Source organism: Streptomyces sp. NPDC048604 (assembly GCF_043199435.1).
Classification (GTDB): domain Bacteria; phylum Actinomycetota; class Actinomycetes; order Streptomycetales; family Streptomycetaceae; genus Streptomyces.
This window is the reverse complement of record NZ_JBICVX010000024.1, coordinates 79,392-89,957: the sequence shown is the minus strand read 5'-3', so window position 1 is coordinate 89,957 and position 10,566 is coordinate 79,392. Positions and strand designations below refer to the sequence as shown.

Annotated in this window: 12 protein-coding genes; 6 read left to right on the top strand and 6 right to left on the bottom strand. The window is 73.1% G+C overall.

Going from position 1 to position 10,566, the window contains the following annotated elements:
- The 4 genes from ACGFMM_RS33925 to ACGFMM_RS33910 all read left to right on the top strand — a co-directional run.
- Positions 1–114: aldehyde dehydrogenase family protein (locus ACGFMM_RS33925; protein ID WP_393649323.1), on the top strand; the 114-nt coding region annotated here is incomplete at its 5' end.
- Positions 115–257: 143 nt separating this feature from the next.
- Complete coding sequence (locus tag ACGFMM_RS33920; RefSeq protein WP_393650350.1) at positions 258–1,421, top strand: extracellular solute-binding protein; 1,164 nt, start codon at positions 258–260, stop codon at positions 1,419–1,421.
- Positions 1,422–1,432: 11 nt separating this feature from the next.
- Positions 1,433–1,993: an HXXEE domain-containing protein gene (locus ACGFMM_RS33915; protein WP_393650349.1), complete on the top strand. Its 561-nt coding sequence runs from the start codon at positions 1,433–1,435 to the stop codon at positions 1,991–1,993.
- A gap of 31 nt (positions 1,994–2,024) precedes the next feature.
- Entirely contained in the window at positions 2,025–2,588 is a 564-nt protein-coding gene (locus ACGFMM_RS33910) for a hypothetical protein (protein WP_393650348.1), read from the top strand.
- Here the strand turns inward: ACGFMM_RS33910 and ACGFMM_RS33905 are convergent.
- The 5 genes from ACGFMM_RS33905 to ACGFMM_RS33885 all read right to left on the bottom strand — a co-directional run bounded on the left by ACGFMM_RS33905 (position 2,506) and on the right by ACGFMM_RS33885 (position 7,435).
- Positions 2,506–3,720, bottom strand: a complete 1,215-nt coding sequence (locus tag ACGFMM_RS33905) for a serine hydrolase domain-containing protein (protein WP_393650347.1) — start codon at positions 3,718–3,720, stop codon at positions 2,506–2,508. The two genes, ACGFMM_RS33910 and ACGFMM_RS33905, sit on opposite strands and share 83 nt — an antisense overlap.
- Positions 3,721–3,829: 109 nt before the next feature.
- Entirely contained in the window at positions 3,830–4,522 is a 693-nt protein-coding gene (locus ACGFMM_RS33900; protein ID WP_393650346.1) for a response regulator, read from the bottom strand.
- The gene (locus ACGFMM_RS33895; RefSeq protein ID WP_393650345.1) at positions 4,519–5,676 is read right to left on the bottom strand and encodes a sensor histidine kinase; all 1,158 of its coding nucleotides are present in this window, start codon (positions 5,674–5,676) and stop codon (positions 4,519–4,521) included. The genes ACGFMM_RS33900 and ACGFMM_RS33895 overlap by 4 nt, the downstream gene beginning before the upstream one ends.
- Complete coding sequence (locus ACGFMM_RS33890; RefSeq protein WP_393650344.1) at positions 5,676–6,365, bottom strand: glycerophosphodiester phosphodiesterase; 690 nt, start codon at positions 6,363–6,365, stop codon at positions 5,676–5,678. The genes ACGFMM_RS33895 and ACGFMM_RS33890 overlap by 1 nt, the downstream gene beginning before the upstream one ends.
- Before the next feature lie 38 nt (positions 6,366–6,403).
- The gene (locus ACGFMM_RS33885; RefSeq protein WP_393650343.1) at positions 6,404–7,435 is read right to left on the bottom strand and encodes an adenosine deaminase; all 1,032 of its coding nucleotides are present in this window, start codon (positions 7,433–7,435) and stop codon (positions 6,404–6,406) included.
- Positions 7,436–7,525: 90 nt separating this feature from the next.
- Between ACGFMM_RS33885 and ACGFMM_RS33880 the strand changes: the two genes are divergently transcribed.
- Positions 7,526–8,206 carry a DUF4190 domain-containing protein gene (locus ACGFMM_RS33880; RefSeq protein ID WP_393650342.1) on the top strand — a complete coding sequence of 227 codons (681 nt, stop codon included), beginning with the start codon at positions 7,526–7,528 and terminating at the stop codon, positions 8,204–8,206.
- Between the two features lie 75 nt (positions 8,207–8,281).
- Here ACGFMM_RS33880 and ACGFMM_RS33875 read toward each other — a convergent pair whose 3' ends face one another.
- On the bottom strand, positions 8,282–8,833 hold the full coding sequence (locus tag ACGFMM_RS33875; protein ID WP_393650341.1) for an NADAR family protein: 552 nt from the start codon (positions 8,831–8,833) through the stop codon (positions 8,282–8,284).
- Between the two features lie 175 nt (positions 8,834–9,008).
- On the opposite strand from ACGFMM_RS33875, the gene ACGFMM_RS33870 reads away from it, so the two are divergent.
- Complete coding sequence (locus ACGFMM_RS33870) at positions 9,009–10,523, top strand: gamma-aminobutyraldehyde dehydrogenase (protein ID WP_393650340.1); 1,515 nt, start codon at positions 9,009–9,011, stop codon at positions 10,521–10,523.
- Positions 10,524–10,566: the final 43 nt, after the last annotated feature.

Here is a 10,566-nt window from a genome sequence, read left to right as displayed (position 1 = left end):
GTCGCCGAGATGCCGCACGGCGGCTACAAGAAGTCCGGCTACGGCAAGGACCTCTCGTCGTACGGCTTCGAGGACTACACGCGCATCAAGCACGTGATGACGTCCCTGGGCTGAACCCCCTAGCCCGCAGGCGCGGCCCCGGCTCCCTTGATCGACAGGGTGTCGGGGCCGTGGCGTTCGGGTCGACGGACCGTCCATTGTGCGGCCCGCCGGGGCGGCGGGATGCTGCGCGGGTGAGAGCGACAGCCAGGAAGCACATGACACGCCGGTCCCTGCTGCGCGGGGCCGGGGGCCTCGGCGCGGCGACCCTGCTCGGCGCGTGCGGGGTGCCTTCCGCCTACGTGCGCAAGGACGAGCGCGCCGGACCGGACCGGTCCGGGCGGGACCGCCTGCTCGACTTCGCCAACTGGCCGCTCTACATCGACACCGACGACGAGGACGAGTCGAGGCGGCCGACCCTCGACTCCTTCCGCGAGCGGACCGGGATCTCCGTGCGGTACACCGAGGAGATCAACGACAACGACGAGTTCTTCGGCAAGATCAGCCCGGCGCTGATGAACCGCCAGGAGACCGGCCGGGACCTGATCGTCGTCTCCGACTGGATGGCCGCCCGCTTCGTCCGGCTCGGCTGGGTCCAGGAGATGGACCGCACCGCCCAGCCGAACGTCGCGGCCCACCTCGACCCGCAGCTGCGGCGCCCCGCCTTCGACCCGGGCCGGCTGCACAGCGTGCCCTGGCAGTCCGGGATCACCGGCATCGCGTACAACCGCCGCAGGCTGGGCCGGGAACTGCGCTCCACCAAGGAGCTGTGGGCCGACGACCTGCGCGGCAAGGTCACCCTGCTGTCCGGGCTCGACGAGTCGATCGCGCTGCTCATGCAGGGCAACGGGGCGGACGTCACCCGCTGGACCGCGGACGACTTCCACGAGGTGTGCGAGCAGGTCGAGCGGCTGGTGCGCCGGCGGCACATCCGCCGCTTCACCGGCAACGACTACATCAAGGATTTGTCGACCGGCGACGTGCTGGCCTGCCAGGCGTACTCGGGCGACGTCATCCAGCTCCAGGCCGACAACCCCGACATCGAGTTCGTCGTCCCCGAGGAGGGCGGCGAGCTGTGGGCCGAGTCGCTGATGATCCCCAACCTCGCCCGGCACAAGACCAACGCGGAACGGCTCGTCGACCACTACTACCGGCCGGAGGTCGCGGCCGAACTGGCCGCCTGGGTCAACTACGTGTGCCCGGTGCCGGCCGCCCGCGACGTCCTCGCGGACTCCGGGGACGAGGAGCTCGCGGCCCTCGCCGAGGACCCGCTGATCTTCCCCGACGCTCCGATGCGCGGCCGGCTCGCGATCGCCCGGGACATCACGTCGACGGAGCGGCGGGACTTCGCCAAGCGGTGGAACTCGATCGTGGGCCTGTGAGTTCGCAGGGTATGACGAAGACTCCGGAATCCCCCGACGTCACCCCCAACTCCCCCCACTCCCTGGTCACTTACGGCCTGTTCCTGGCCTGGGCGCTGCATGACGCCGAGGAGCTGGCCTTCGGGCCGCGGTGGGTGCGGGAGAACGTGCCGGTGCTGCGCAAGCGGCTCCCGCAGGTCCCGGAGGCGGTGTGGCGGGCGATGGAACGGGTGGACGAGCGGGAGTTCCGGGCGGCGGTGGGCGCGATGGGCGTGATCGTCGGCGCGGCGGCCGTGGCGGGGGCGCGTACGGGCGGCCGGTCCGGCTTCTACCAGGGCGCGTTGAACGGCTTCGGACTGCACGGCCTGATGCACCTGGCGCAGGCGGCGGCCGTACGCGGCTACACCCCGGGCTCGGTGACCTCGCCGCTGATCGTCGTGCCGTTCACGCTGTGGGCCCGCGGCCGGCTCAAGCGGGCCGGGGTGCTGCGGCCCACCCGGGCGCGGGACGCGGTGACGGGCCTGGCGCTGGCGGCGGGGGCCACGGTCGCGGCCCACGCGATCGCGCACAAGCTCACCACCCCCCGCTTTTGAACGCGTTCAGGAGGAGGCGTACGCTGCCTGCATGAGCGACCCGAACGGGCCCAGAGCCCTCGCGCGCATCCGTGTCTGGCTGGCGATCTTCGTCGTCTGCCTGGTCCTGAGCGGTCTCACCGCCTTCCCCCTGGTCACCGAACTCCGCTTCGCCGACTCCGCGTTGACGGGCTGGGCCGCCCCGGTCGCGGATGTCTTCCCCGGCCTCGCCGAGTGGATCGCCCGCGTCCGCGGCGGCCTGGAGCGGGCCGACGCCGACGCCCCGTACCTCCTCTACGGCACCGACTGGCTCGCCTTCGCCCACCTCGTCATCGCCGTCGCCTTCTACGGCGTGTACCGCGATCCCGTCCGCAACATCTGGGTCGTCGAGTTCTCGATGATCGCCTGCGTCGGGATCATCCCGCTGACCCTGATCTGCGGCCCGATCCGCGACATCCCGTTCTGGTGGTCGGTGATCGACATGTCCTTCGGCGTCTTCGGCATCGTCCCGCTGCTGATCCTGCGCCGGATGATCAAGCGCCTGGAGCAGGAGCAGGAGCAGGAGCAGGAGCAGGAGCGGCAGACGGGGACGGCGCCCCGAACGTCGCCAGCATGAGCTTCAGGGCGACCGGGTTCATGTCCTGGCCCTTGGCGTCGGTGGAGTTGACGCTGTAGACGAGGGTCCGCTCGCCGTGCCGGGTCGAGGCGATGGCGGCGTTGTAGCCCCAGCGGCCGCCCGTCTTGCCCCACACCTCGCGGCCGCCGAGCCTCTTCATCGACAGGCCCACGGAGTACGCGGCCGGCGCCCCCGTCCTCAGGTCCGTGACCTGGGGGAGGGTGAACATCTCCTCCAGGAGGGGGCCGCGCACCACCCGGCCGGCGAACAGGGCCCGGGTGAAGCGCTCCAGATCGGCCGTGGTGGAGATCAGGTCCCCGGCCGCCCAGCCGTCCGTGGTCCCCCACACCGACGCGTCCCGCAGCGCCTTCGTGCCGTCGGCCTGCTTCAGCCACTGGTAGCCGTGGTTGTGCGGGCCGACGATGCGCGGGCTCGTGCCGGGGGAGTACGTGTCGCGCAGGCCCAGCGGGCGCAGCACGCGGGCGGCGAGCACGTCCTCGTGGCGTCCGCCGGTCACACGCTCGATCAGCAGGCCCGCGATCGTGTAGCCGATGTTCAGGTAGTGCTGGCGCTCGCCCGGCGCGAACTCCGGCTTCTTCGCCGTCGCCGAGCGCACGAGGTCCTGCGGGCGGTGCACGACGAAGCGGTTCTCGTACCACTCCTCGACCGTCGTGCCCGGGAAGTCCGGCGCCGGGATGCCGTGCGTGTGGTTCAACAGTTGACGCACCGTCACCTCCGCGTACGCCGCAGGGATCAGCTCCGGCAGGTACGCGCGGGCCGGGCGGTCCAGGTCGATCCGGCCCTCCGCGGCCAGCTGCAGCACGACCGCCGCCGTGAAGACCTTCGTCACCGAACCCGCGCGGAACCGCGCCCCCGGGTCGGCCGGACGGTTCGTCCGCAGGTCGTGCACGCCCGCGGCGCCCTGCCAGACGCCCTCCGCGCCGCCGACGCGGGCGAGGGCCGCGGTCGCGTCCGCGGACGGAAGGCCCGCGAGCGCCGCATCCAGCCCGGCGGTGCCGGAGGCCGCCGTCACCGCGACCGGGGCCGGAGCCGACGCGGCGGCCGCCGGGCCGGCCGCGACGCCCAGGACGAGCGCGGCGGCGAGCAGGGTGCGAGTGGTTCGGTGATGCATGGTCAACTCCTTGACTGGAGACCGCTGTTCGTTGCGGCTTCCATCCTGTTGACCAGGCCCTTCCGGCGGATCGCCCGCCGCGGCGATCTTCCCCCCGCCGCTTCCTCCCCTACGGGAGGGAGGCCCCGCCCGGCCTTCCTCCCCCGGGCGGGGGAGCCCCCGGAGTCACCAGACCCGTCTCGTACGCGCAGATCACCGCCTGGATCCGGTCCCGCAGCCCCAGCTTCGCCAGCACGTTGCCCACGTGCGTCTTCACCGTGTGCTCGCTGACCACCAGCTCCGCCGCGATCTCCGCGTTCGACCGGCCCCGCGCGAGCAGCAGCAGCGTCTCCCGCTCCCGCCCCGTCAGCGCGTCGAGCCGTGGATCGGGCCGGGCAGGGCGGCCCGCCGTGTACTGCTCCACCAGCCGGCGGGCCACCGACGGCGCCAGCAGCGAGTCGCCCGCCGCCACCACCCGCACCGCGTGCACCAGGTCGTCCCGCCGCACGTCCTTCAGCAGGAAGCCGCTCGCGCCGGCGTGCAGCGCCTCGTACACGTACTCGTCGGCGTCGAAGGTCGTCAGCATCACCGTCCGGCAGCCGCCGCCCCGTGTGATCGCCCGGCACGCCTCGATGCCGTCCATGCCCGGCATCCGGACGTCCAGGAGCGCCACCTCCGGCGCGTGCCGCCGCACCGCCTCGACGGCGGCCGCCCCGTCCCCGGCCTCGGCGACCACCTCGATGTCCGGCTGCGCGTCCAGGATCATCGCGAAACCGCTGCGCACCAGCTCCTGGTCGTCCGCGACCACCACCCGGATCGTCAACTCCCCGCCTCCGCCCGCTCGTCCAGCGGGAACTCCGCCCGCACCTCGAAGCCCCGGCCGCCCGGACCCGGCCCGGCGACGGCAGTGCCGCCGTGCGCCGCGGCCCGCTCCCGCAGCCCGATCAGACCGTGCCCGCCGGACCCGCCGCCGCGCGGACCGCGCCCGTCGTCGGTCACCGTCACCGTCAGCCGCCCCGGCCCGTGGTCGAGCCGGACGGTCGCGGTGGCCGCCGCCGCGTGCCGCACCACGTTCGTCAGCGACTCCTGCACGATCCGGTGCACCGTCGCGCCCAGCGCGGGAGCGACGGGCCGCGGCCCGCCGGCGGTCTCGTACGCGACCTCCAGACCGCCCGCCCGGACCCGCGCCAGCAGTTCCGGCAGCGCGTCGAGCCCCGGCTGCGGCGCGCGCGGCGCGGGGCCGTCGCCCTCCCGCAGCACGCCCAGCATCCGCCGCAGCTGCGTCATCGCGTCCCGCCCGGTCTCCGAGATCGCGTCGAACGCCGCCTCCGCCTTCTCCGGCGCGGCGCGCACCGCCAGCGGGCCGGCCTCCGCCTGCACGACCATCAGGCTCACCGCGTGGGACAGGATGTCGTGCATCTCCCGGGCGATCCGGGCCCGTTCGCGCGCCGCCGCCTGCTCGGCCTCCGCCCGCGCCTCCCGCTGCCGCGCGTCGGCGAGCCGGCCGAACGCGTACGCCGCCGCGAACACGAAGAGCGAGAAGGTCAGTTCGCGGGCCGACCGCGTGTTGAGCCACACCGACGCCGGCACCGCCACGGCCAGCAGCGCCGCCGTCGCGAGCCGGGCGCGGACCGGGCAGAGCGCGGCGATCGTGTACACGGCGACCAGACCGGTGTACGGCAGCGGCTGCCCGGGCCCGTCGACCGCCAGCTGGTACAGCGCGCTCGCCGCCATGATGGCCAGCAGCACGGCGATCGGGGCCCGGCGCCGCCACACCAGCGGCAGCACCGTCAGACTCGTCAGCCCGTACGCCGCCCACGTCGCCGGCGGCAGCTCCGGCGCGCGCGGCACCACGAACGGCATCGTCATCGCCGCCTGCACCAGCAGCGCCAGGCCGATGTCCACCGCCCACGGGTTGGCCCCGCCCAGCGTCCGCAGCCGCGCCCCCAGCTCCCGTGCGTCCCCCCGTATGCCCATTACCGCCCGCGGCCTCCCAGCTCGGCGGCGAGCGCGTCGACGCGGTTGGTGGTGATCGAGTCCACCCCGGCCGCGATCAGCCGGCGCATCGAGCGGCGGGTGTCCACGGTCCAGACCGACAGGAGCAGACCGTCCCGGTGCACCCGCTCGGCCAGGGCGGAAGTCACCAGACCGAAGCGGTAGTTGAGCCAGCGCGGCTTCACCGCGTCCAGCAGGACCGGCCGGGGCGGGGCGAGCGAGGTCCACGTCAGGGCGATCTCGGCGGCCGGGTCGGCGGCCCGCACCTGGAGCATCGCCACGCCGCCCGCGCAGTACGAGACCCGGTCGCCGGCCCCGGCGTCGTGGACCGCGCCGACGATGGTGCGCACCGACGCCTCGTTCCCGCCGGGCAGGTCGATCATCAGCGGCTGCTCACCGGCCTCCGCCAGCGCCTCGTCCAGGGTGGGGATGCCGTCCGCGGTGAGCCCGCGGACCTCCGCGTACGAGAGCGCGGACAGCGGCCGGTCATGGCCCCACAGCCGCTTCAGGGTGTCGTCGTGCAGCAGGACCGGGACGCCGTCCCGGGTGAGCCGGACGTCGATCTCGACCGCGTCAGCGCCCCGCCCGACCGCCGAGGCGATCGAGCGGAGCGTGTTCTCGCGGACGCGGTAGGGGTCGCCGCGGTGGGCGACGGCTCTCACGGTGCGCATGTCCTCATTCTCGTGGCCGGGCGCGTCCCTCATGGTGCTCAGCGCGCCAGCCACGTGGTGGTGTACGCGTCGATCTCGGCGGCGATCCTCGCCTTGCCGGCCGGGTCCAGGAACGACGCCTCGACCGCGTTCTTCGCGAGGCCAGCGACCCCGCGCTCGTCGAGGCCGAGCAGCCGCGCCGCCACCGCGTACTCGTTGTTCAGGTCGGTGCCGAACATCGGCGGGTCGTCGCTGTTGACCGTCACCAGCACGCCGGCGTCCACCATCTTGCGGATCGGGTGCTCGTCCAGCGTGGCGACCGCCCGGGTCGCGATGTTGGACGTCGGGCAGACCTCGAGCGCGATGCGGTGCTCGGCCAGGTGCGCGAGCAGCTTCTCGTCGCGGACCGAGCTGGTGCCGTGGCCGATGCGCTCCGCGCCCAGGTCGTTCAGCGCGTCCCAGACCGTCTCCGGTCCGGTCGTCTCGCCGGCGTGCGGGACGGAGTGCAGACCGGCCGCGATCGCCCGGTCGAAGTACGGCTTGAACTGCGGGCGCGGGACGCCGATCTCCGGGCCGCCGAGCCCGAAGGAGACCAGGCCCTCCGGGCGCAGGCCGTCGGTGACGGCGAGCCGCGCGGTCTCGGCCGCGGCGTCCAGGCCGGCCTCGCCGGGAATGTCGAAGCACCAGCGCAGGACGACGCCCAGCTCGGCCTCGGCGGCCCGGCGGGCGTCCTCGATCGCCTCCATGAAGGCGTGCTCGTCGATGCCGCGGCGGGTCGAGCTGAACGGCGTGATGGTCAGCTCGGCGTACCGGATGTTCTGCCGGGCCATGTCGCGGGCGACCTCGAAGGTCAGCAGCCGGACGTCCTCCGGGGTGCGCACCAGGTCCACGACCGACAGGTAGACCTCGATGAAGTGCGCGAAGTCGGTGAAGGTGAAGTAGTCGGTGAGCGCCTCGGGGTCGGTGGGCACCTTGGAGTCGGGGTGCCGGGCCGCCAGTTCGGCGACGATCCGCGGGGACGCGGACCCGACGTGGTGGACATGCAGTTCGGCCTTGGGCAGGCCCGCGATGAACGGATGCAGATCGGTCATCCGGTCATCGTAGGCCGGGCGGTCCGAGGCCGGGCCGCACCCTTGTCCGAGCGAAGTCGTAGCATGAGCGGACCACGATGGGGGAGGACCATGACGGACAGCAGCGGACCGGCGCAAGGCGGCCAGAGCGGCCAGGGCGGTTTCGATCCCGCGGATCCGTGGGCGCCGCCGGAGCGCGTCGACCTCGGCAAGACCTCCGGCCAGCCGGCCTCGCCGACGCCGCCGGCCGTGCACGACCAGCCGACGATGGCGGCCATGCCGTCGGCGACCCCGCCCGCCGGCTTCCCGGCGCCCGCCGACGTGCCGCCGCCCCCGGTGGCGCCGACCGGCCCGACCTACGGCTACCCGACGCCTGCGCCGACGCCCCCGCCGGCCCCCGGCGCGTACGGCTACCCCGCCTACCCGGGGTACGGCGGCTACGGCCAGCAGCCGGGCTGGGGACAGGCCCCGCAGAACGGCATGGGCACGGCGGGCATGGTGCTCGGCATCCTGGCCGTCTGCCTCTTCTGCTTCTACGGCATCTTCAGCATCGTCCTCGGCGTGCTCGCGCTGATCTTCGGCATCCTGGGCCGCAAGCGGGCCCAGCGCGGCGAGGCGAACAACGCGGGCCAGGCGCTGGCCGGAATCATCATGGGCTCGATCGGGATCGTCCTCGGCATCGCCATGATCGCCTTCTTCGGCTTCATCATCGCGAACGCCGACGAGTGGGAGAAGGACAGCTCCTTCGAGGAGGACGACCCCTTCCAGACCAGCCTGGTCGTCACCGACTGACGCCTCCCGGCGCCGGCGACACGACGGCACAGCGACGCAGCCGAGCCGGGCCCCCACGGGCCCGGCTCGCGCGCGTCAGAGGCCCTCGCGCAGCCGCTCCCGCGCCTCCATCAGGGCGAAGCCCAGCAGATTCAGCCCCCGCCAGCGCGTGGGGTCACCGGCGCGCGGATCGTCCGCGGCGAGCCCGATGCCCCAGATCCGGTCCAGCGGGCTGGCCTCCACCAGCACCCGGCCCCCTGTGCCGAGCAGGAACGCCCGCAGGGCCTCGTCCGAGCCGAACTTGTGGACGCTTCCGGCCACCACGATCCCGTAGCGCTCCCGCTCCCAGACCGCGTCGTCGAAACCGCGGACCAGCCGCCCCGCCTTCTTCGCCGCCGCCGGGCTCTTCGCCTCCAGCGCCGCCCGCTCCGCCTCCGCGTCGCCGAACAGCCGCGCCTTCCCAGCCATCATCCAGTGCTCGGCGGTCGCGTAGCGTATGCCGTCGACCTCGAACGGCGACGGCCACCACTGGCTCATACAGCTCGCCGAGAGCTGCCCGTCGGGCCGCGGCCGGTGCCCCCAGAAGTGCAGGAACTTGACCCGTTCCCCCCGCTTGACCTGCTGTGTCAGTTCCTCGATCGTCCCCATGCACGCGAGTCTGACAGCTGCCACGGACACTCCGTACGGAGATTTTCCGGCTGCCTCGACACATGGTCGACCGAATCCGTCGCGTAATAAAAAGGCAACTACGGAATCACTTGTTGGGCTGGCAGCCCTCTGTCAGGATCGGCACTCAATTCGAGCTGGAACAACGGAGAGCGCAATGGGCAACCGCTTCCAGGCCACGGACCGCTTCGCGGACGGGGCGCAGTACATCGGCGGACGGCTGCGGTCCGGTACGTCCGGAAACACCCACAGCGTCGTCGACCCCGCCACCGGCGACAGCGTGTACGACTACGCGCTCGCCTCCCCCGCCGACGTGGACGCCGCCGTCGCCGCCGCCCGGGACGCCTTCCCCGGCTGGGCCGGCGCCACCCCGGGCGAGCGGTCCGACGCGCTGCACCGCTTCGCGGGCGTGCTCGCCGAACAGGCCGAGGAGTTCGCGCAGGCCGAGTCGCTGCAGTGCGGCAAGCCCATCAAGCTGACCACCGAGTTCGACGTGCCCGGCACCGTCGACAACACCGCCTTCTTCGCCGGTGCGGCCCGCCACCTCCAGGGCCAGTCGGCCGGCGAGTACAGCGGCGACCACACCTCGTACGTACGCCGGGAGCCGATCGGTGTGGTCGGCTCGATCGCACCCTGGAACTACCCGCTCCAGATGGCCGCCTGGAAGATCCTCCCGGCCGTCGCCGCGGGCAACACGATCGTCCTCAAGCCCGCCGAGCTCACCCCGCTCACCTCCCTGCTGTTCGCCCGGGCCGCCACCGAGGCCGGCATCCCCGACGGCGTGATCAACATCGTCACCGGCGCCGGCCGGGACGCGGGCGAACACCTCGTCGGCCACCCGGACGTGGCCATGACCTCCTTCACCGGCTCCACCGCCGTCGGCAAGCGGGTCGCCGAGCTCGCCACCGCCACCGTCAAGCGGCTCCACCTCGAACTCGGCGGCAAGGCCCCCTTCGTCGTCTTCGACGACGCCGACCTGGAGGCCGCCGCCCACGGCGCCGTCGCCGCCTCCCTCATCAACAGCGGCCAGGACTGCACCGCCGCCACCCGCGCGTACGTCCAGCGCCCGCTGTACCGGGCCTTCGTGGAGCGCGTCGCGGAACTGATGGAGTCCGTACGGCTCGGCGACCCCTTCGACACCGCCACCGACCTCGGCCCGCTGATCAGCCACGCCCAGCGCGACCGGGTCGCCGGTTTCGTCGACCGCGCCCGCGCGTACGCCACCGTGGTCACCGGCGGCGAGGCCCCCGGCGGCGACCTGGCGAAGGGCGCGTACTATCGGCCCACCCTGATCACCGGCGCGGCGCAGGACAGCGAGGTCGTGCAGTCGGAGATCTTCGGTCCGGTGCTCGTGGTGCTGCCCTTCGACGGCGACGACGAGGGCATCCGGCTCGCCAACGACACCCCGTACGGACTCGCCGCCTCGGCGTGGAGCCGGGACGTGTACCGGGCGAACCGGGCCACCCGGGAGATCAAGGCGGGCTGTGTCTGGGTCAACGACCACATCCCGATCATCAGCGAGATGCCGCACGGGGGATACAAGGCGTCCGGCTTCGGAAAGGACATGTCCGCCTACTCCTTCGAGGAGTACACGCAGGTCAAGCACGTCATGTTCGACAACACGGCGGTCGCCGCGAAGGACTGGCACCGCACGATCTTCGGGGACCGATAGCAAGCACGCCGCACCGACCGGCGGCCCGACACCCACCCGAAAG

Coding starts and splice junctions, on each gene's coding strand:
- ACGFMM_RS33890 (WP_393650344.1), bottom strand. CDS start 6,365: ATGCGCACCGTGAGAGCCGTCGCCCACCGCGGCGACCCCTACCGCGTC.
- ACGFMM_RS33915 (WP_393650349.1), top strand. CDS start 1,433: ATGACGAAGACTCCGGAATCCCCCGACGTCACCCCCAACTCCCCCCAC.
- ACGFMM_RS33880 (WP_393650342.1), top strand. CDS start 7,526: ATGACGGACAGCAGCGGACCGGCGCAAGGCGGCCAGAGCGGCCAGGGC.
- ACGFMM_RS33875 (WP_393650341.1), bottom strand. CDS start 8,833: ATGGGGACGATCGAGGAACTGACACAGCAGGTCAAGCGGGGGGAACGG.
- ACGFMM_RS33910 (WP_393650348.1), top strand. CDS start 2,025: ATGAGCGACCCGAACGGGCCCAGAGCCCTCGCGCGCATCCGTGTCTGG.
- ACGFMM_RS33905 (WP_393650347.1), bottom strand. CDS start 3,720: ATGCATCACCGAACCACTCGCACCCTGCTCGCCGCCGCGCTCGTCCTG.
- ACGFMM_RS33885 (WP_393650343.1), bottom strand. CDS start 7,435: ATGACCGATCTGCATCCGTTCATCGCGGGCCTGCCCAAGGCCGAACTG.
- ACGFMM_RS33895 (WP_393650345.1), bottom strand. CDS start 5,676: ATGGGCATACGGGGGGACGCACGGGAGCTGGGGGCGCGGCTGCGGACG.
- ACGFMM_RS33870 (WP_393650340.1), top strand. CDS start 9,009: ATGGGCAACCGCTTCCAGGCCACGGACCGCTTCGCGGACGGGGCGCAG.
- ACGFMM_RS33920 (WP_393650350.1), top strand. CDS start 258: ATGACACGCCGGTCCCTGCTGCGCGGGGCCGGGGGCCTCGGCGCGGCG.